General features: G+C 75.1%; 19 protein-coding genes. 10 read left to right on the forward strand and 9 right to left on the reverse strand.

Going from position 1 to position 19,936, the window contains the following annotated elements; translation table 11 throughout:
* Positions 1-51 precede the first annotated feature (51 nt).
* Positions 52-465, reverse strand: coding sequence for a type II toxin-antitoxin system Phd/YefM family antitoxin (locus D7I43_RS00240; protein WP_120326295.1), 414 nt, complete (start codon positions 463-465; stop codon positions 52-54).
* Between the two features lie 121 nt (positions 466-586).
* Between D7I43_RS00240 and D7I43_RS00245 the strand changes: the two genes are divergently transcribed.
* Positions 587-2,101 carry a chitinase gene (locus D7I43_RS00245; RefSeq protein WP_120326296.1) on the forward strand — a complete coding sequence of 505 codons (1,515 nt, stop codon included), beginning with the start codon at positions 587-589 and terminating at the stop codon, positions 2,099-2,101.
* A gap of 8 nt (positions 2,102-2,109) precedes the next feature.
* Here the strand turns inward: D7I43_RS00245 and D7I43_RS00250 are convergent, their stop codons facing one another.
* The gene (locus tag D7I43_RS00250) at positions 2,110-2,685 is read right to left on the reverse strand and encodes a GNAT family N-acetyltransferase (RefSeq protein WP_120326297.1); all 576 of its coding nucleotides are present in this window, start codon (positions 2,683-2,685) and stop codon (positions 2,110-2,112) included.
* 245 nt (positions 2,686-2,930) lie between these two features.
* Here D7I43_RS00250 and D7I43_RS00255 point away from each other — a divergent pair, with 245 nt between their 5' ends.
* From D7I43_RS00255 to D7I43_RS00270, 4 genes are all read left to right on the forward strand, one after another.
* Positions 2,931-3,944 carry a phosphotransferase family protein gene (locus D7I43_RS00255; protein WP_120326298.1) on the forward strand — a complete coding sequence of 338 codons (1,014 nt, stop codon included), beginning with the start codon at positions 2,931-2,933 and terminating at the stop codon, positions 3,942-3,944.
* 100 nt (positions 3,945-4,044) lie between these two features.
* On the forward strand, positions 4,045-4,380 hold the full coding sequence (locus D7I43_RS00260) for an ArsR/SmtB family transcription factor (RefSeq protein ID WP_120326299.1): 336 nt from the start codon (positions 4,045-4,047) through the stop codon (positions 4,378-4,380).
* Positions 4,380-4,694, forward strand: a complete 315-nt coding sequence (locus D7I43_RS00265; RefSeq protein ID WP_120326300.1) for a hypothetical protein — start codon at positions 4,380-4,382, stop codon at positions 4,692-4,694. The genes D7I43_RS00260 and D7I43_RS00265 overlap by 1 nt, the downstream gene beginning before the upstream one ends.
* 8 nt (positions 4,695-4,702) lie before the next feature.
* A complete protein-coding gene (locus D7I43_RS00270; RefSeq protein WP_158610053.1) occupies positions 4,703-6,343 on the forward strand; it encodes a serine hydrolase domain-containing protein in 1,641 nt (546 codons plus the stop codon).
* On the opposite strand, the gene D7I43_RS00275 is transcribed toward D7I43_RS00270, so the two are convergent.
* The 7 genes from D7I43_RS00275 to D7I43_RS00305 all read right to left on the reverse strand — a co-directional run bounded on the left by D7I43_RS00275 (position 6,303) and on the right by D7I43_RS00305 (position 14,140).
* Positions 6,303-6,803 carry an anthrone oxygenase family protein gene (locus tag D7I43_RS00275; RefSeq protein ID WP_192902032.1) on the reverse strand — a complete coding sequence of 167 codons (501 nt, stop codon included), beginning with the start codon at positions 6,801-6,803 and terminating at the stop codon, positions 6,303-6,305. The genes D7I43_RS00270 and D7I43_RS00275 overlap by 41 nt on opposite strands.
* A gap of 62 nt (positions 6,804-6,865) precedes the next feature.
* Positions 6,866-8,683 carry an IucA/IucC family protein gene (locus D7I43_RS00280; protein ID WP_120326303.1) on the reverse strand — a complete coding sequence of 606 codons (1,818 nt, stop codon included), beginning with the start codon at positions 8,681-8,683 and terminating at the stop codon, positions 6,866-6,868.
* Entirely contained in the window at positions 8,680-9,285 is a 606-nt protein-coding gene (locus D7I43_RS00285; protein WP_120326304.1) for a GNAT family N-acetyltransferase, read from the reverse strand. Before D7I43_RS00285 ends, D7I43_RS00280 begins: the two co-directional genes overlap by 4 nt.
* A complete protein-coding gene (locus D7I43_RS00290; protein WP_120326670.1) occupies positions 9,282-10,577 on the reverse strand; it encodes a lysine N(6)-hydroxylase/L-ornithine N(5)-oxygenase family protein in 1,296 nt (431 codons plus the stop codon). Before D7I43_RS00290 ends, D7I43_RS00285 begins: the two co-directional genes overlap by 4 nt.
* 26 nt (positions 10,578-10,603) lie before the next feature.
* Complete coding sequence (locus D7I43_RS00295) at positions 10,604-12,136, reverse strand: pyridoxal phosphate-dependent decarboxylase family protein (protein WP_120326305.1); 1,533 nt, start codon at positions 12,134-12,136, stop codon at positions 10,604-10,606.
* Between the two features lie 127 nt (positions 12,137-12,263).
* Complete coding sequence (locus D7I43_RS00300; protein ID WP_120326306.1) at positions 12,264-13,109, reverse strand: siderophore-interacting protein; 846 nt, start codon at positions 13,107-13,109, stop codon at positions 12,264-12,266.
* The gene (locus D7I43_RS00305) at positions 13,109-14,140 is read right to left on the reverse strand and encodes an ABC transporter substrate-binding protein (RefSeq protein WP_120326307.1); all 1,032 of its coding nucleotides are present in this window, start codon (positions 14,138-14,140) and stop codon (positions 13,109-13,111) included. Before D7I43_RS00305 ends, D7I43_RS00300 begins: the two co-directional genes overlap by 1 nt.
* A 215-nt stretch (positions 14,141-14,355) precedes the next feature.
* Between D7I43_RS00305 and D7I43_RS00310 the strand changes: the two genes are divergently transcribed.
* The 5 genes from D7I43_RS00310 to D7I43_RS00330 all read left to right on the forward strand — a co-directional run bounded on the left by D7I43_RS00310 (position 14,356) and on the right by D7I43_RS00330 (position 19,867).
* Complete coding sequence (locus tag D7I43_RS00310) at positions 14,356-15,303, forward strand: FecCD family ABC transporter permease (protein WP_120326308.1); 948 nt, start codon at positions 14,356-14,358, stop codon at positions 15,301-15,303.
* Positions 15,300-16,328, forward strand: a complete 1,029-nt coding sequence (locus D7I43_RS00315; RefSeq protein ID WP_120326309.1) for a FecCD family ABC transporter permease — start codon at positions 15,300-15,302, stop codon at positions 16,326-16,328. The genes D7I43_RS00310 and D7I43_RS00315 overlap by 4 nt, the downstream gene beginning before the upstream one ends.
* 110 nt (positions 16,329-16,438) lie before the next feature.
* Positions 16,439-17,227 carry an ABC transporter ATP-binding protein gene (locus D7I43_RS00320; RefSeq protein ID WP_204985127.1) on the forward strand — a complete coding sequence of 263 codons (789 nt, stop codon included), beginning with the start codon at positions 16,439-16,441 and terminating at the stop codon, positions 17,225-17,227.
* The gene (locus D7I43_RS00325; RefSeq protein ID WP_120326310.1) at positions 17,224-19,281 is read left to right on the forward strand and encodes a penicillin acylase family protein; all 2,058 of its coding nucleotides are present in this window, start codon (positions 17,224-17,226) and stop codon (positions 19,279-19,281) included. The genes D7I43_RS00320 and D7I43_RS00325 overlap by 4 nt, the downstream gene beginning before the upstream one ends.
* Complete coding sequence (locus D7I43_RS00330) at positions 19,271-19,867, forward strand: GNAT family N-acetyltransferase (RefSeq protein ID WP_120326311.1); 597 nt, start codon at positions 19,271-19,273, stop codon at positions 19,865-19,867. Before D7I43_RS00325 ends, D7I43_RS00330 begins: the two co-directional genes overlap by 11 nt.
* The last annotated feature ends 69 nt before the right edge of the window (positions 19,868-19,936 follow it).

Consider the following 19,936-nt stretch of genomic DNA (forward strand, 5'->3'; position numbering starts at 1 on the left):
CGCCGGAGGACGCCGGCCCACGGCCGACCGCCGGGGACACCGGCGGCGGGCTCAGTCGGCGAGCAGGTCGGCGTGGGCGGCGCGGAGCCGGGCCAGGGCCGGGTCGCCGCCCGGCGCGGCCCGCCGGTCGAGTTCGGCCCACGCCTGCGCCAACGCGGCGCGAAGCGTGCCCAGCTCGGCGGCGTGCCGTCTGCCGCTCTGGCGGCGCAGCTCGTCGAGGCGGCGGGCCCAACCGCTGGTGACGGCGGCGAGCCGGTCGGCGTCGGCCCGGGTCTGCGCCATCGTGCGGGCGGCGCCGGCCGGCACGATGGCGGCGACGGGACGCGGGTCGCCGTCGCGGGTCACCACGGTGACGGTGTCGGTCAGCTCGGCGAGGGCGACGAGCTGGGTGAGCCGGGTGCGCACCTCGCGCAGCGGCAGGGTGCGCGGCTGGTCGGAACGAGGGGTGGAGGCGGGGACAGCCATGGATGCATGGTGCCGCCGGGGTGCGACAGAACGGGGAGCCCGGAGCCCTGGACATCTACAGTTAACAATCCTAATAATTGTGCATCCGTCGATCCGACGGCCCTCGTACCGGGAGGTCCGGATGCGTCGTCATGCCCGTACGCTGCTGGCCGCCGCGGCCGCGCTCGCCACCGCCGCCGCCGTCACCCTCGCCGTCGCCGCGCCCGCGCAGGCCGCCGGCCCGACCGCCACGTTCGTGAAGACCGCCGACTGGGGCACCGGGTGGGAGGGGAGGTACACCATCACCAACGACGGCCCCGCCACCCTCACCGGCTGGCAGGTCGCCTTCACCCTGCCCGCCGGCACCACGCTCGGCTCCTACTGGGACGCCACGGTGAGCAGCTCCGGGCAGCGCCACACCTTCACGAACCGGTCGTGGAACGGCACCGTCGCGCCCGGGGCGTCGGTCACCTTCGGCTTCCTGGCCACCGGCTCCGGCTCCCCCACCGACTGCACGCTCAACGGCGCGCCCTGCGGCGGCGGCACACCGACCACCCCGCCGACCACGACGCCCCCGCCCACGACGCCCCCGCCGACGACCCCTCCCCCGACCACCCCGCCGCCCGGCGGGCTGCCCCGCCACGCGCTGATCGGCTACCTGCACGCCACCTTCGCCAACGGCTCGGGCTACCTGCGGATGGCCGACGTACCGTCGGACTGGGACATCATCAACCTCGCCTTCGGCGAGCCCACCTCACCGACCTCCGGTGACATCCGCTTCGCGCTCTGCCCCGCCAGCGAGTGCCCCGGGGTGGAGACCGAGGCCGAGTTCGTCGCGGCGATCCGCGCGAAGCAGCAGCAGGGCAGGAAGGTACTGCTCTCCATCGGTGGACAGAACGGCCAGGTGCAGCTCACCACCACCGCCGCCCGCGACACCTTCGTCCGCTCCGTCTCGGCCATCATCGACCGCTACGGGCTCGACGGCCTCGACATCGACTTCGAGGGGCACTCGCTCTACCTGAACGCCGGCGACACCGACTTCCGCAACCCGACCACGCCGGTGGTCGTCAACCTGATCGCGGCCATCCGCACCCTGAAGCAGCGCTACGGCGCGGGCTTCGTCCTGACCATGGCGCCGGAGACGTTCTTCGTCCAGCTCGGCTACCAGTTCTACGGCCCGGGCCCGTGGGGCGGGCAGGACCCGCGCGCCGGGTCGTACCTGCCGGTGATCCACGCCCTGCGCGACGACATCACCGTGCTGCACGTGCAGGACTACAACTCCGGCCCGATCATGGGGCTCGACAACCAGTACCACACGATGGGCAACGCCGACTTCCACGTGGCGATGACCGACATGCTGCTCGCCGGCTTCCCCGTCGCCGGCAACACCTCCGCCGTCTTCCCGCCGCTCCGGGAGGACCAGGTGGCCTTCGGCGCGCCGTCCTCACCGAGCGCCGGCAACGGCTACCTGGCCCCGGCCGGCGTGCAGGCGGCCGTGAACTGCCTCGTACGCGGCCAGAGCTGCGGCGCCTACGTCCCCCGCAGCGGCACCAACCCCGCGTTCCGCGGCCTCATGACCTGGTCGATCAACTGGGACCGCTACTACGCCTGGGAGTTCCGGCTCAGCCACGGCCCCTTCCTGAGGGCGCTGCCCTGAGCGGCGGCTCAGGCGGACGCCCCGGGCGGCCCGGCCGGCACCGCCGCCCGCCACTCGGGGGCGAGCACCGACCAGACCTCGAGGTCGATCCGCCCGGACGGGCCGGGGTAGACCTCGCGGAGCGTACCGTCGTGACGCAGGCCCAACCGGCGCGCGAGCGCGATGCTGCGCACGTTGGCCGCGTTGGTCCGCCACTCCACCCGGTGGATGCCGCGCTCGCGCACGGCCCAGTCGATGAGCCGCCGCGCGGCCGGGAACACCAGGCCGTGCCCCTCCGCGGCGGGCTCCAGCCAGCAGCCCACCTCGCACACCCCGAGCGCGACGTCGAACGAGACGAACATGACCCCGCCGACGAGGTCGCCGCGCCACCACAGCCCCCAGATGCCGCCGGCGTCGCGGGCCCACCGGTCGGCGTACCGCTGGAGGACGGCACGGGCCGACTCGAGGTCGGTGGCCACGAAGGACGGTGACACCCACGGGCTGATGTGCTCCCGGGCGCGGTCGAGGTGGGTGAGGAACTCCTCGGCCCGCCACGGTTCCAGCGGGCGCATCTCGAGGTCGGTGGTGAGCGGCAGCGTGAACATCGGGGCTCCGCGGGCGGTCGGGGGTGTCGGGCCCGCACCATCCTGCCCTCCCGCGCCGCCCGGCCCTCCGCCGGGTGGGCCTCGTCGGTCGGGTGGGCCGCCGGCGGCCGGGTGGGTTTCGTCGGTCGCGCGGGTGCCCGAACACCGACCGATCGCGGGACCACGCGAGCGCCGGGCGGCGTCTACGGTGGCCCTGTGCCGCAGCACGTGATCATGCCCGCGCCGGCGCGCCCGGACGGCCCCCGGTGAGCGCCCACAGCCCGACCCAGCGCCGGCTCACGCCCGACGAGGTGGCCCGGCTGGTCCGCGCCTCGTTCGGTCCGGGGCCGGCGGTGGCCGACTGCGGACCGCTCGGTGGGGGCGGGTTCGCCGCCGTGTGGTGGGTACGCCTCGACGACGGCCGCGAGGCGGTGCTGAAGGTCGCGCCCCCGCCGGACGCGCGGCTGCTCCGGTACGAGCGCGACCTCTGCGCGGCGGAGGCCCGCTACTTCCGGCTGGTCGCCGCCCACGCGCCGCGAGTGCCGGTGCCGCCGCTGCTGCACCACGGCGCCGACCCGGCGTACGGCGAGTGGCTCGTGATGGGCCTGCTGCCCGGCCGGTCCCTGGCCGACCTGGCCGCCGACGGCGGGGTGGACGACGGACCGGCACGGTTCGACAGCGGCGTGGCGCTCGCCGCCCTGCACACGGTGACCGGTGCCCGGTTCGGCTACGACGACGCCCACCGACCGTCCGGGGCGACGTGGCGGGAGGCGTTCGGCGCCATGGTGGACGCGCTGCTCGCCGACGCCGCCGACTGGGACGTCCGGCTACCGGCCGCACCCGAGTGGATCCGCGCGCTGGTCGGGCGGCACGCCCCGGCGCTGGACGCGGTACGGCGGCCGGCGCTGCTGCACTTCGACGGGTGGGACGGCAACGTGCTCGCCGCCCCGGGTCCCGACGGGCGGCTACGGCTCACGGGCCTGGTGGACGGCGAACGGTTCCTCTACGGCGACCCGCTCATGGACCTCGTCTCGCCGCTGCTGCTGCGCAAGGTGGAGGACGAGCCCGATCACCCGGTGCTGCGCGGCTACCGCAGCGCCGCGCCGCTCGACCTCGACGCCGCGGCGGCCCGCCGGCTCAGCCTCTACCGGATGTACCTCTACCTGCTGATGGTCGTGGAGATGCCCAGCCGCGGCATGACCCCCGACAGCCATCCGGAGCGGCACACCGACCTGGCCGACCTGCTGCACCAGGAACTCACCGACCTCGCCCGGGACTGACGCGACGTCGTCGTCCCCGCCTTGACACCTCCGCGCCCAGGGTGTCAGCATCTTCTGACAGGGGGGTGTCAGAGATAACTGACACCGGGAGGGCTGACGAATGGACGCCGCGCCGCCGACCGGCACGCAGCTGCTCGCCGTGCTCGCCGCGCTCGCGAGCCCGCATCGGCTGCGGATCGTCGCCGCGCTCGCCGAGGGCCGCAGCTACGTGAGCGAACTGGCGCGCCGCCTCCAGATGAACCGGCCTCTGCTCTACATGCACCTGCAACGCCTGGAGGCGGCCGGACTGGTCGTCGGCACCCTCGAGACGGCGCCCGACGGCAGCTCCGTGAAGTGGTTCGAGGTCGTGCCCTTCGCGCTCTCCCTGACACCCGCGACGGTCGCAGCGGCCGTGCCGACATTGGAAGCCGGTGGCTCCGGAAAGGACGAGAAGTGATGACGGCAGCAAGCGACGACATCGCCCAGGTCGGGATCATCACGTCGACCGTGATGGTGATCGCCCTGGTGGCGATCACGGCGTTCGTGGCGCTGGGCGTCTACCGGGCCCGGCACTCCGCCGCCCGGGAGGCGCACTACCGGGGTCTCGCCGAGCAGGCCGGCGAGACGCAGGCCCGGCTGGCCGAGGACTCCCGGCAGACCGTGGCGGAGCTGAAGGGGCTGCGGTCGGACGTCCAGGCCACCCAGGCCGAACTCGGCCGGGTCCGGGAGCGCCTCACCGAACTCGAGCGCCTGCTCAGCCAGATCGGATGAGCGCGGCCGTGAGGCGCCCGGCACAGCGGCTCCGCCGCGCGGCGGCCCTCGTCGCCGCGGCCGCCTGCCTGGTCCCGGCCGGCGGCCCGCCGGCGTACGCCGCCGCCGACGACACCGCCCGGGTGCGCGCGTACCTGGACCGCTACCGGGACGCCAACCACATCCCGGGCCCCGCGGTGGCCGTCGTACGCGGCGACCGGGTCGTGCAGGAGCACACGCTCGGCGTCACCGGCGACGGGACACCGGTGACACCGCGGACCCCCTTCCTGCTCGGGTCGGTGAGCAAGCCGTTCACCGCGCTCGCGGTGCTGCAGCTCGCCGAGGCCGGATCGGTCGACCTCGACGCACCGGCCCGCGCGTACCTGCCGTGGCTGCGCCTCGGTGACGAGACGACGAGTGGGCGGGTGACCGTCCGGCACCTGCTCACCCACACGAGCGGGCTCCCCGAGGTGGCCACGAGGGGCCTCACGGACCGTTTCGACAACAGCCCGGGCGGGCTGGCCCGGTCGGTGCGGGACCTCGCCGACGTGCCGCTGGCCGGGCCGCCGGGCGGCCAGCACCGGTACAGCGACGGGAACTACCTGGTGCTCGGCGCGATCGTCGAGGCGGTCACCGGCCGCACGTTCGCCGAGCAGCTCCACCGGGCGGTGCTCGACCCGTTGCTGATGCGGCAGGCGGCCGCCACGGCCGACGAGGCGGAGCGGGTGGGGCTACCCGCCGGGCACCGCCGCTACCTCGGCCGGCCGCAACGCTTCGACCCGCCGTACGACACCTCCGGCGTCCCGTACGGCTACCTGGCCGCCAGCCTCACCGATCTCGGCCACTTCGCGATCGCCCAGCTCGACGACGGCCGGTACGGGTCGGCGCGGGTGTTGTCGCCCGCCGGCGTCGCGCGGATGCACCAGGGTCAGGTCACCGCCGGCGGCGGCCGGTACGCCCTCGGCTGGCGGGAGAGCACGCTGGACGACGTCGGCGGGACGCGGCTGGTGTGGCACGCGGGCGCCACCCCCGGCTACTTCACGCACCTGGTGCTCGTCCCCGGCACGGACCTGGCCGTGATCGTGCTGGCCAACCTCTACCATCCGGCGGCCGACCCGGCGCTCGTCTCCGCCGGCTTCGACCTCGTGCGGATCCTGCTCGGCGCGCCACCCGCGCCGGCGGCGGAGGACGGCATGCTGCTCGCGGTGGCCCCCGCGTTGTTCGGCGTCGCCGGCCTGCTCCTCGTCGTGATCGCCATGACCGTCGTACGCGGCGTGCGCCGGCGCCGCGACGGGCCGCCACCGGTCGTCCGGGCGCTGGTCACGGCCGCCGTCTGGGCGGTCGGCTGCGCCGCCCTGGCCGGCGCCGTGCTGTGGGGGCTGCCCGCGTACCTGGGCGGGCTGGGCACGGTGCTGCTGTGGGCGCCGGACGCCGGTCACGCGGCGGTGGCCGCCGCCGTGCTGGCGGGCGCCCTCGGGCTGACCCGGGTCACGTTCGCCCTCGCCGCCGTACGGGCCGCCGGTGGCCGCCGTGCGGCGGCGCCGGCCGACCGCGATGGAGCGGGCGGCGGGCCGGGCGACGGGGGCGGCGGGCCGGGCGGCGGCGCTGGCGCCCGGGGCGGCGAGTCGGTCAGCCGGCGACCCTACCGTGCGCTACCAGGGCCCAGGTGAGCAGCGCGAACGCGGCCGTCGAGGCGAACGCCCGCACCAGGTTCCACCGGATCCAGGCGGGGGCGAACCGGTCCCGCACCGCCGGGAGGTCGGTGAGCCGGTCGGGGTCGCCGGCCCGGGCGAGCGCCTCGTTGAGCGGCACGTTGACGGCCATGGTGACCACCAGGACGACCACGTAGAGCAGCAGCGCCGCGACGATCCACGGCAGCACGGGCGTCCACGCGCCGCCCAGGTGCAGCGCGGCGGCCGCGCCCGTGAACACCAACGCGCCGAAGAAGCAGACGAAGAACCAGCCGTTCAGGATGGACTCGTTGATGCGCTGCATCGCCACGACCAGGGTCCGGTCGTCGGCCCGGGCCAGGCCGGGCATGACGGAGTAGGCGAAGGCGGCGAACAGGCCGGCCATCAGCCCGGTGGTCACCGTCGCGGCGATCAGGGTCAGGGTGCGCAGCAGGATCATGCCCGCCATTCAACGCGGTGGCCGCCACCGGGCCGCGTTTGGGTGGATCATGGACGGCCGCCTCACCGCCCCGGCGCGTACGGCGCGAGCGGGTTGGCCAGCGTGCCGACGAGCTGGAGCGCCGCCGACGGGTCGGCGAGGTCCACCATCTGCTGGTTGTCGCGCAACTGGAGACGGTTGAGACAGGACAGCGCGAACTCGGGGGCGAACAGGTCGTACCGGCGGGCGCGCTCGGCCAGGTGCGGGACGCTCGCCAGGTAGTCGGCCGCGCAGGCGGCCACCGTACGCCAGAAGGACTCCTCGCCGAGCGTGCCCACCTCGTCGAGGATCGCGGCGAGGTGCCGCAGGAAGCAGTCCACCACGTCGGTGAAGATGGACAACAGCTTCATCTCCTCCGGCACGTCGGCCCGGATCCGCTCGACCGCCGGGGGCAGCGGGCGGTCGGCGCTCATCACGACGATCTCCTCGGCGATGTCCTTGAAGATGACCCGCTCGACCGTGTCCCGCTCGTCGAGCACCATGATGACGTTCTCGCCGTGCGGCATGAGCGCCAGGTCGTAGGCGTAGAAGGCGTGCAGCAGCGGAGTCAGGTAGGCGTCCAGGTACCGGCGCAGCCACACCTCCGGCGCGAGGCCCGACCGGTCGATCAGGGCCGCGGCGAGGGATCCGCCGTCGCGGTCGACGTGCAGCAGCGCGGCCATGGTGGCCAGCCGCCGGCCCGGCGCCAGGCTCGGCACGGGGCTCTCCCGCCACAGCGCGGCGAGCATCTTGCGGTACGGGGAGTAGCGGTCGGTGGCCGCCTCGTACTGCGGGTGCCGGTAACCGACGGCGGCCCGCTCCCGGATGATGCTGATGCCGGTGGCGGCGAACACCTCGTCGCCGGCCACCAGGTCGGCGAGCCAGTCGTTGATGGCGGGCGTCGCCTCCATGTACGCGGCCGACAGGCCCCGCATGAAGCCCATGTTGAGCACCGACAGCGCGGTCTTGACGTAGTGCCGCCGCGGCTCGGTGAGGTTGAAGAAGGTGCGGACGGACTGCTGGGCGAGGTGCTCGTCCGGGCCGGGGCCGAGGTGGACGAGGCGGCGTCGGGCCACCTCGCCGGCGAAGGTGACGGACAGCTTGTGCCGCCACTGCCACGGGTGGACGGGGATGAGCAGGTAGTCGGCGAGGTCGAGGCCGAGGCCGGCCATGACGGCGGCGAACCGGTCCAGGGTCTCCGCGCCGAGCTCGCCCGCCACGAGGGTGTCGTAGTCGAGGTCCGCGGCGGCGCTGAACGACGCGTGGTCACGGTGGGCCGCGAGCCAGACGAGCCGCACCGGCCGGCCCGCCTCCGGCGCGTACCGGTGGTACTCGTCGATGCCGAAGCCGAGGCGGCCGTTGTTGGCCACGAAGCAGGGGTGCCCCTCGGTCATCAAGGTCTCGATGGTCTGGAAGTCGGCGACGGCGAGTTCCTTCGCGGTCACCGGCGGCCGGTCGAGCTTGTAGGCGATGCCGGCCAGGGTGGACGTGATCTCCTCCAGGTAGACCGGCAGAACCCGGTCGGAGAGCCCGAGCGACGCGCGCAGGTCGAGGACGAGGTCGACGGCGTCCAGCGGGAGTTCCCCGCCGTCGCGGTGGCGGGTGATGCTCGCCGCGTCGATCTGCCAGTGTTCGAGGGCCCGCACCCGGGCCGCGAAGCGGTAGGTGACCGCGCCGTCGTCGCTGGCCACCGCGTACCACCGGGCGCCGGCGGCGGGCGCGGCGCCGGCGGGCGCGGCGACGGGCCGCGGGGTGAGCAGCCGTTCGTGGGCGAACTCGGCGAGCGCCTTGCGGACCAGCAGGCGGTTGGCGCGCGCCCAGTGCGCCGGGGTGAGGTGGGCGACGGGGTCGAACGTGCTCACGCGGGCACTCCGTCCGTGCGGGAGGCCGGCGCGGCGGGGTCGCGGCGGCCGGTGGCGGCGTGGAAGCGGTCGCGGGTGCAGATGCTCAACAGGGCGTCCTTCTCGGGTTTGGCGACGGTGCCGACGACCTCGAAGCCGACGGCGGCGTTCAGCGCGTGGACGGCGGTGTTGCGGACGTCCGGCTCGACCACCACCCGGCGGGTCGCGGGGTCGGCGAAGAGCCAGGCCACGACCGTCGTGATCACGGCGCGGGTGAAGCCGTGCACCGGGGCGTCGGTGGGCGCGCAGAGGAAGTGCATGCCCACGTCGCCGGGGCGGGCCTCGTACAGGCCGACGAGTTCGACGTGGGCGGGGTCGTAGCGTTCGGCGAGGAACGCGGGCTCGCCCCGCCAGTGCCCGAGGTACGCGTCGTGGTGCGGGTGGTCGGCGATGCGGCGGTACTCCCGCGCCACCTGGGCCACGTCGGCGTCCTGCATGAGCCAGAACACCGCCTTCGGGTGGGTCACCCACCGGTGCAGCAGCCGCGCGTCGGCGTCCGGGTCGACCGGCCGGAGGGCGAACTCCCCCAGCCTCGGGTCGCGCCTCGTGAAGACCGGGCTCACGGTGCCACCCCCGCCGGCGCGCCGAACTCCTGGAAGGTGATGCTCTTCTCGATCGGGTAGTGCTCGCGGCCCAGCAGCTCCCGGATGATCCACGAGTTGCGGTACGGCCCCATGCCCAGGTCGGGCGAGGTGATGCTGTGCGTGTGGGTGCCGGCGTTCTGGAGGAAGATGCCCCGTCCGGTGTGGTCGATGCTGTAGTTGCGGGCCACGTCGAACCGGCCGTGCGCGTCCCAGCGGATCCGGTCCCGCACCGGCTCCAGGAACGCCGGGGTCCGGTAGCGGTAGCCGGTGGCCAGCACGAGCGCCTCGGTGCGCAGGGTGAAGTCGCGCTCCTGCTCCACGTGCCGCAGCCCGAGGGTGTACGTGCCGGTGGCCGCGTCGTGCGCGGCGGTGACCAGTTCGGTGTTGGTGAGCAGCCGGGTGTTCACGGGGCCGGGCACGCTGCGCTCGTACAGCAGGTCGAAGATGTCGTCGACGAGGTCGGCGCTGATCCCCTTGAACAGGCCCTTCTGCTCGGACTCCAGCCGGTAGCGGGTCGCCTCCGGCAGCGCGTGGAAGTAGTCCACGTAGTCCGGTGAGGTCATCTCCAGCGTGAGCTTGGTGTACTCGAGGGGGAAGAAGCGGGGCGAGCGGGTCACCCAGTTGAGCTGGTAGCCGTACGTGTCGATGTCGCCGAGCAGGTCGTGGTAGATCTCCGCGGCGCTCTGCCCGCTGCCGATCACCGTGATGCTCCGCTTCGTCCGCAGCGCCGCCCGGTGTTCGAGGTAGCGCGACGTGTGCACCGGATCGCCGCCCAGCCCCTCGCAGGCGGGCGGGACGTACGGCGGGGTGCCGGTGCCGAGCACCAGGTGCCGGGCCCGGTACGTGACCGTCTCTCCCCCGTCGACCCGGGCGTGCACGACGTACCGGTCGTCCGCCGGGTCGTACTCGACGGTCGTGACCTCGTGGTCGAACCGCAGGTTGGGCAGCTTCGCGGCGGCCCAGCGGCAGTAGGCGCTGAACTCGCTGCGCAGCGGGTAGAAGCTCTCCCGGATGTAGAACGGGTAGAGCCGGCCGGTCTCCTTGAGGTAGTTGAGGAACGAGAACGGCGAGGTGGGGTCGGCGAGGCTCACCAGGTCGGCCAGGAACGGCGTCTGCAACCGGGCCGAGGACAGCAGCATGCCGGGGTGCCAGTCGACGCCCGGCCGGGCCTCGAGGAACACGCCGTCCAGTTCGGGGATCGGCGCGGTGAGACAGGCCAGGCCCAGGTTGTACGGGCCCAGGCCGATGGCGATGAAGTCGTGCGTGGACATCCGGCCCTCCCGGGGGATCACGGTGGTCAGCCGACCTGGCAGGCCAGCTCGGTCCGCTCGCGCACGTACCGGCCCGCGTGCGCGGCGATGAGCTGGATCACGTGCCCGACGTCGTCGAGGGTGGTCTCGGGGTTGAGCAGGGTGAACTTGAGGAACTGCCGGCCGTCCACGGTGGTGCCGGCGATCAGCGCGGCGCCGCTGGCGGCCAGCGCCTCCCGCGCGTACAGGTTGGCCGCGTCGGCCAGGCCCCGGCCCGGGCCGGTGGGCAGGTACCGGAACACGACGGTGCTCAGCGGCGAGCGGGTCACCACCTCGAACCGGGGGTCCTCGCTGATCAGCTCCCAGGCGCCGGCGGCCCGCTCCACCACCTCGTCGAAGAGGGCCCCCAGCGCGTCCGGGCCCATGACGCGCAGGGTGAGCCAGAGCTTGAGGGCGTCGAAGCGGCGGGTGGTCTGCAGGCTCTTGTCGACCTGGTTGGGGATGCGCTGCTCGACCATCCGGGCCGGGTTGAGGTAGTCGGCGTGGTAGGTGGCGTGGCGCAGCACCCGCCGGTCGCGGACCAGCACCGCGCTGGAGCTGACCGGCTGGAAGAAGGACTTGTGGTAGTCGACGGTCACCGAGTCGGCCCGCTCGATGCCGTCGAGCAGGTGCCGGCGGGTCGGCGACACCAGCAGCCCGCAGCCGTACGCGGCGTCGACGTGCAGCCACACACCGGCCGCCGCGCAGATCGCGGCGATCTCGTCCAGCGGGTCGATCGAGCCGAAGTCGGTGGTGCCGGCGGTGGCCACCACGGCCATCACCACCGAGCCGTCGCGTCGGCAGCTGTCGAGTTCGCGGCGCAGCGCGGCCGGGATCATCCGCCGCTGCGCGTCGGTGGGGACGGTCACCACCGCGTCCGCCGCCAGCCCGAGCAGCTTCGCCGACTTCTGGACGCTGAAGTGCCCGGCCGTCGAGGTGAGCACGCGCAGCCGGGGCAGCAGGTCCCGGCGGGCGTCGTGGCCCTGCGCGGCCGCGCAGGCCTCCTCCCGGGCCAGCAGCAGCGCCTGGAGGTTCGACTGGCTGCCGCCGCTGGTGAAGACGCCGTCGGCGGCGGGGCCGAGCCCGATCCGCTGCGCCGTCCAGTCGACGAGCCGCCGCTCGATGAGTGTGGCGCCGGCGCTCTGGTCCCAGGTGTCCAGCGACGAGTTCACGGCGCTGAGCACCGCCTCGCCGAGCAGGGCGGGGATCACCACGGGGCAGTTCAGGTGCGCCAGGTAGCGGGGGTGGTGGAACCAGACGGCGTCGCGCAGGTAGACGTCCTCCAGTTCGTCGAGGGCCGCGCCGGCGTCGCCGAGCGGCCGGTCCAGGTCGATCCCCGCGACCCGCGGGGCCAGCTCACCCGGTGCCACGCCGGTGAACGGCCGGTCGGCGCCGGCCACCCGCCGGGCCACCCGGTCGACACCGTCGGCGACGGTGGCGCGGTAGCGCGCGACGGTTCCGGCGTTCAGCAGGTGGGCCCGGGCGGCCGACGGGCCGGGTGGGGCCGCCGGGGCCTCGGCGGTACGTCCCGACAGACTCATGGGCAGGTCCTCCACGCTCGGTTGCGGACGGTGGATGCCGGGCAGGCGGCATCGGCCGCCGGGGTGCGGCGGCGGGGCGGGACGGTGGCCGTGCGGGCGCCTGCCCGCACGGCCGGTGCGGGGGTGGTCAGGCGGCCACGGCGTACGCCTCGGCGCGGAGGGCGTCCTCCGAGGCGCCGCGGCGCCAGTAGCCGGAGAAGGTGACGCGGCGCCGGTCGATGCCGCGTTCGTTCACGAGGTGCCGGCGCAGCGCCCGGACCATCGACGACTCGCCGGCGATCCAGGCGTACGGGGTGGGGACGGCCGGCAGCCGGGCGGCCCGGACGGCGTCGACCAGCAGGCCGCTGCCGGGCGGGGTGGCGCCCCGGACGATCCAGCTCACCTCGGCCTGCGCCTCGGTGGGTAGCCGCTGGATGTCGGCGGCGTCGGGCACCTCGACGAAGGCCCGGACGCGGGCGCCGGCGGGGAGCCAGTCCAGGATGCCGCCGACCGCCGGCAGCGCGGTCTCGTCGGCGGCGAGGAGGATCAGCCCGGTGTCGTCCGGCGGCTGGAAGCAGACGCTGCGGTTCTCGGGGACCGCCGGGCCGAGCAGGACCACCCGGTCGCCCCGGCGGGCGCGGTTGGCCCAGCGGGTGGCCGGGCCGGTGTCGCCGTGGCTCACGAAGTCGATGTCCACCTCGGCGGACTCCGGGCGCTGCGCCCGGACCGTGTACGAGCGCATGACCGCCCGCACGTCCGGGTCGAGCGCGCGGTACGCGCCGAACCAGTCCTCCCCCTCCTCGACGGGGACGACCGGGGCGGCCTGGCCCGGGTGCGGCAGGAACAGCGAGACGCTCTGGTCCCGGCCGCCGCCGGCGAACCCGGCCAGGTCGGGTCCGCCGAAGGTGACCCGGATGGTGCTGGCGCCGATCCGCCGCACGCCCGCGACCTCGGCGGTGTAGAAGCGGTACTGGAGGGCGAGAGCCGTCCCCATCAGCTGACCTTCTTCGCGGACCGGATGGCGGTCGCCAGGTTCTCCAGCAGCGGGGCGGCGCCCGCGTACGAGAAGCGCGGCACCGCGTCCCACGGCGTGACCTGGTTGGCCTTGACCGCCGGCAGCTGCCCCCAGGTGGGCTTGGCGGCGAGGTCCTTCGGCTGCAGGGCGGTGCTGCGGTTGTCGAGCAGGATCAGGTCGGCGGGGAACTTGCCGGCGTTCTCCCAGCTGAGCGCCTCGAAGTAGTCGCCCGACTCGAGCTTGGTGGGCACCACGATGTCGACGCCGAGTTCGGCGAAGTACATGAGGTCGGTGCTGACCTTCGGGTTGGAGACGTAGAACAGGTCGGGGCTGCCGGAGGCGGCCATCACCTTGAGGCCCGGGTTGGCCTTCACGGCCTGGCGGACCGACTCGGCCGCCGCCTCGAAGCGCGCCCTCGCGTCGGTGACCCTCTTCGCCGACAGGTCCGCGCCGAGGGACTCGGCGAGCTGCGCGTACCGCTCGATCGGCGTGGTCATCGGCACGCGGGCCGTGGTGATCGCCACGCTGGGCGCCAGCGGAAGGATCTTGTCCTTGCTCTCGTCCGGCACGTACCAGAGCGCGCCGGGGTCGTACATGTGGGTGACGAGCAGCTCGGGGCGCAGGGCCGCGTACTTCTCGACGCTGAACTCGCCCCACACGTTGCCGAGGATCTCCACGCTCTCCACGTTCAGGTCGCCGGCCTGCGGGTCGGCCGTGCCGTCGGCGCGCTTCGTCTCCCCGAACACGCCGACGATCTGCTTGTCGAGTCCGAAGTCGACGAGCGCGGCGGCGGTGCCGGTGAAGGCGACGACGCGGGTCGGGCGGTTCGCGGCGCTCACCTTCTCGTTGCGGTCGTCGGTGAACGACCAGGGCCCCCCGCTTCCGCTCGCGTCCGGTTTGGCGGAGTCGCCGTCGCTGCCGCAGCCGGCCATGAGGAGGGCGAAGGTGGCGGCCCCGCCGGCCAGGAGGCCACGACGGGAGAGGCGACGTGCGGACAGGGAGTCAGGCATGGCGGAGTCTTTCCATCGGGGTCGAGCGACCATGGACAGCGCGGTTAGGTTAACCTAACCTAAATCGCTGTCAAGTCGCGTTCGGCGTTTCTCTCACCCCGGAGCCCACACTGTCCGTCCTCCAGTCATCAGCGCCGAGTGTCGGCGCGGCGGAGTCCCCGCCCCCGGCCCGGCGCGGCCGGACCGCGCTGCGGGGCGTCGGCCTCGCCGCCGCGGTGGCGCTGCTCGCGGCCGTCGCCGTGCTCAGCGTCGCGGTGGGCGCGAAGCAGCTTCCCGTCGCCGACGTCTGGTCGGGCCTGTGGCACCCCGACGCGGCCGAGTACGCCGTCGTCCACCAGATGCGGCTGCCGCGGACGCTGCTCGGCCTGCTCGCCGGCACGGCGCTCGGCCTGGCCGGCGCGGTCATGCAGGCGCTCACCCGCAACCCCCTCGCCGATCCGGGGCTGCTCGGCATCAACGCCGGGGCCTCCGCGGCGGTGGCCACGGCGGCGCTGCTCGGCGTGACCGCGCTCAACGGGTACGTGTGGTTCGCGCTGCTCGGCGCGGCGGCCGTCACCGCGCTCGTGTACGCCGTCGGTGGCGGGCGGGGAGCCACCCCGGCCCGCCTCGCGCTGGCCGGGGCCGCGCTCAACGCGACCCTGTACTCGTACGTGAGCGCCGCCATGCTGCTCGACGCCGCCTCGCTGGACCGGCTGCGCTTCTGGACGGTCGGCTCGCTGGCCAGCGCCGACGCGGCGACCGTCCGCCGGGTGGCCCCGTTCGTCGCCGCCGGGCTGCTGGTGGCGCTCGCCACCGCCCGCCCGCTCAACGCGCTGGCCCTCGGCGACGACGCGGCCCGGGCGCTCGGCGCGCGTCCGGCGCTGATCCGGGCGGCCGTCATCGCGGCGGTCACGCTGCTCTGCGGCGCGGCGACCGCCGCCTGCGGCCCCATCGTCTTCGTCGGCCTTCTCGTGCCGCACCTGGTGCGCGCCGTCACCGGGCCCGACCTGCGCTGGCTGCTGCCGTACTGCGCGGTGCTGTCGCCGGTGCTGCTGCTCGGCGCCGACGTGCTGGGCCGGGTGCTGGGCCGCCCCGGCGAACTCCAGGTGGGCATGGTGACGGCCGTGCTCGGTGGCCCGCTCTTCCTCTGGCTGGTGCTGCGCAGGAGGGTGACCCGCCCGTGACCGTGCTGCGTACCCCGGGCGGGCTCTCCCTGCGGTTCCGCCCCCGCGCGCTGGTCGTCGGCGCCGGCTGCGCCCTGCTCGCCGCCGGCCTCGGCGTCCTGGCCGTCGCCGGCGGCGACTACCCGATGAGCCCGGCCGACGTGCTGCGCACCCTCACCGGCGGCGGCACCCCGGCCGAGGAGTTCATCATCCACGAGCTGCGGCTGCCCCGGCTCGTCACGGCCCTGCTGGTCGGCGCGGCCCTGGCGCTGGCCGGCGCGGTCTTCCAGTCGCTGGTGCGCAACCCGCTGGGCAGCCCCGACATGCTCGGGTTCACCCAGGGCGCGTCGACCGGCGCGCTCGTGGTGGTCGTGCTGGGCGGCAGCAGCCTCGCCCTGTCCGGCGCCGCGGTGGCCAGCGGGCTGGCCACCGGCCTGCTCGTGTACGCCCTCGTCGCCCGCACCGGCGTGCACGGCTACCGGCTGGTCCTGGTCGGCATCGGCCTCAACGCGATCCTCACCGGGATCAACGGCTACCTGCTCACCCGGGCCCCGCTGATGGACGCCGCCCGCGCGGTGCTCTGGCTCACCGGCAGCCTCGACGGGCGGGGCTGGTCCGACGCCACCCCGCTGCTCGTGGTGCTCGCGGTGCTCACCCCGCTGGTGCTGCTCGGCTGCGGTCCGGCGCTGCGGATGATGGAGATGGGCGACGACACGGCCGCCGCGCTCGGCGTCCCCGTACGGCGGCTGCGCCTCGTGCTGCTCGGCGCGGCGGTGCTGCTGGTCGCCTTCGCGGCGGCGGCCGCCGGGCCGGTGTCGTTCGTGGCGCTCACCGCCCCGCACGTCGCCCGGCGACTCACCCGCTCCCCCGGGCCGAACCTGCTCCCCGCGATGTGCGTGGGCGCCACCCTGCTCGTGGGGGCCGACCTGCTGGGGCAACGGGTGTTCGCCGACCACCAGCTCCCGGCGGGCGCGATCACCGGCGCCGTGGGCGGGGCGTACCTGGTGTGGCTGCTGGCGGTGGAACGAAGGGCCGGGCGGCTGTGAGCGCGAGGAGTGAGCCTGCGAGCCCCGCGAACACCGACGGCGCGGTGACGTACGACGAGAACGGAGCACCACTGATGGAGGCCGGCACCTCCCGCCTGAGCGGCACCGGGATGACCCTCGCCTACGACCGGCGCACCATCGCCGAGGGGTTGACCGTCGCCGTCCCGGACCGGTCGTTCACGGTCGTCATCGGCCCCAACGCGTGCGGGAAGTCGACGCTGCTGCGGGCGCTGTCCCGGATGCTGAAGCCCACGGCCGGCGCGGTGCTGCTCGACGGCGAGGACATCCACCGCCGGTCGGCCCGCCAGGTGGCCCGCACGCTCGGGTTGCTGCCGCAGTCGTCCATCGCGCCGGACGGCATCACCGTGTCGGAGCTGGTGGCGCGGGGCCGCTACCCGCACCAGGGCCTGCTGCGGCAGTGGTCGCGCGAGGACGAGCGGGTGGTCGAGGAGTCGATGGCCGCCACGGGCGTCGACGACCTCGCCGACCGGGCGGTGGACGAGCTGTCCGGTGGGCAGCGCCAGCGGGTGTGGCTCGCCATGGCCCTGGCCCAGCAGACGCCGCTGCTGCTGCTCGACGAGCCGACCACCTACCTCGACATCGCCCACCAGATCGAGATCCTCGACCTCTGCGCCCGGCTGCACGATGAGCAGGGGCGCACCCTCGTCGCGGTGCTGCACGACCTGAACCACGCCGCCCGGTACGCCACGCACCTGATCGCGATGCGCGACGGCCGGGTCGTCGCCGCCGGCCCGCCCGGCGAGGTGGTCACCGCCGAGCTGGTGGCGGAGGTCTTCGGGCTGCCCTGCCGGGTGATCGACGACCCGGAGACCGGGACGCCGCTGGTCGTCCCGTCCGCCCGGCGGCGGGCCACGACCCTCGCCCCGGGGCCGGCGTGACCGTACGCGTCCTCCGCGACCCGTGGGGCGTCCCGCACCTGCGCGCGGCCGACGCCCACGCGCTCGTGGTGGCGCAGGGCCGGGTGACGGCGTACGACCGGGCGTGGCAGCTCGAGGTGGAGCGGCACCGCGCGCAGGGCACCAGCGCGTCGTTCCTCGGCGCCGGGGCCGTGGGGTGGGACCGCTTCGCGCGGCAGGCGAGGTTGGCCGACACGGCCCGCCGCTGCTACGCGGCGCTCGATCCCGCCACCGCCGCCTGGGTACGCGGCTACGTCGACGGGGTCAACGCCGGGCTGCCCGCCGGGGCCGCCCGGACGCCCGAGTTCGCCGCCGTCGGGCTGGCACCCGGCCGGTGGGAGCCGTGGACGCCGCTGGCCGTGTGGCTGTCCCACCACGTCCTCTTCGCGAACGTGCCCACGAAGCTGTGGCGGGAGCACGTCGCCGGTCGGCTCGGCGAGCGGTGGATCTCCCTGTTCGAGGCCGACTCGCCGGCCACCGCCGGCAGCAACGGCTGGCTGCTGGCCGGCGACCGGACGGCCTCGGGCGCGGCGCTGCTCGCCGGTGACCCGCACCGGTTCATCGAGGACCCGGGCGTGTACCAGCAGATCCGGTTGGCCTGCCCCGAGTACGACGTGGTCGGCTTGGCCGTTCCCGGGGTGCCCGGCATCGCCCACTTCGGGCACACCGGCGGCGTGGCCTGGGCCATCACCAACGCGATGGCCGACTACCAGGACCTCTACGCCGAGCGGTTGCGCCGCCGGGGTGGCGCCGTGGAGGCGTACGGCCCGGACGGCTGGGAGCCGGCCGCCGCGCACACCGAGGTCGTGGAGGTGGCCGGCGGCGGCCCGGTCGAGGTCGAGGCCGTGGAGACCGCGCGGGGGCCGGTGGTCGCCGGCGGCCCGGACGACGGGACGGGAATCAGCCTGCGCCACCCGCCCCGGGTGCGGGCCGACCTGGGCTTCGCCGCGCTGCCGGCGCTGCTGCGCGCCCGCACGGTGGCCGACGTGGACGCGGCGGTCGACCACTGGATCGAGCCGGTCAACGTGCTCCAGGCCGCCGACACCGCCGGTGGGCTGCTGCACCGGGTGGCCGGGGCCGTGCCGCTGCGGCACCCGGCGAACCGGCTGCGCGTGGTGCCCGCCTGGGTGCGGGAGCACGCCTGGCGGGGCTGGTACGCCCCGATGCCCCGCGCCGAGGTGCGCGGCCGGGCGGTGATGGCCAACGCGCGTGAGCTGGCCGCGCCGCTCGGGGTCGAGTTCGCCCCGCCGTACCGGGCGGACCGGATCCGCGAGCTGCTCGACGCCGGATCCGACTGGACGGCCGAGGCGATGGCGTCGGTGCACACCGACACGCACCTCGGCGCGGCGGAACCGCTGCTGGCCCGGCTCGGCGCGCTCACCGGGCTCGGTCCGGCGGCCACGGCGCTGCGCGACCGGCTGCTGCGCTGGGATCGCCGGATGGCCGCCGACAGCCGCGACGCGGCCGCGTACGCGCTGGTCCGGGCCGCCCTGGTGCGGCGGGTCGCGGCGCACCCGGCGCTGGCCCCGCTCGCCGACCCACCGGCGTACCCCGAGGTGTTCCAACCCTGGCTGGCGCTCACGCCGCGGGTGGCCCTCGCGCTGGAGGCGGTGCTGGCCTGCGGGCTGCTGCCCGCCGGCGACCCGGAGGCCCTGGTGCGCGCCGCCGTCGAGGAGGTGGCCGGCGCGTACGCCGACGGTCCGCCGCCCTGGGGTGAGCTGCACCGGCTCGCCCCGTGGCGGGCGCTGCCCGGGCCGGACGAGGGCGCCGGCCCGCCGCTGGCGGGTGACCACGACTGCGTCCTCGCCACCTCCAGCACGCCCGGGGTCACGCACCACTGCCTGCGGGGGCCGGCGGCGCGCTTCGTGTGGGACCTCGGGGACCGCTCCCGCAGCCGCTGGGTGGTGCCGTTCGGCGCCGCCGGGGTGCCCGGCCACCCGCACCACCGGGACCAGACGCCGGCCTGGCTGGCCGGCGACCTGCTGCCGGTGACCACCGACTGGGACCAGCTCACCGAGGAGCGCGATGTCCACTGACCCGGCCGACGCCGCCACCCCGGCCGGCGCTGACGCGCGGCACCACGACGACCGGCTGGTCGCCGGGCTCGGGCGGGTCACCATCCGTCCCGTCGACCCGGACCGCGACGCCGACCTGCTGCACGGCTGGGTGACGCAGGAGCGGGCCCGGTTCTGGGGCATGCGCTACGCCAGCCGGGAGCGGGTCCGGGAGATCTACGCGTACCTGGACTCGCTCACGACGCACCACGCCTACCTCGTGCACCGGGACGGGCGGCCGGCGGCGCTGCTGCAGACGTACGAGCCGGCCGCCGACCCCGTCGGCGCCTGCTATCCGGTGCGGCCGGGGGACCTCGGGCTGCACCTGCTCGTGGGCCCGCCGGAGCGGGTCGAGCCGGGGTTCACCGGGCGGCTGCTCGGCGCGCTGCTCGACTTCGTCTGGGCCGACCCGGCCCGGTCGCGGCTCGTGGCCGAGCCGGACGCGCGCAACGAGAAGATGATCGCGCGGCTGCTGCGGACCGGATTCCGGCTCGGCCCCCTCGTCGACCTGCCGGACAAGCGCGCGCGGCTGCTCTTCCTCGACCGGGCGCCCGTGGGCGGGTCGTGAGGCGACCGCGTCGGCAGGGCCCCCTCCACCGGGTCCGCTCGGGAGGGGGCCTGCTCGCCCGGGCCGGTC

Origin of the sequence: Micromonospora globbae (genome assembly GCF_003610785.1) — a bacterium.
In the GTDB taxonomy this organism is placed as follows: Bacteria; Actinomycetota; Actinomycetes; order Mycobacteriales; family Micromonosporaceae; genus Micromonospora; species Micromonospora globbae.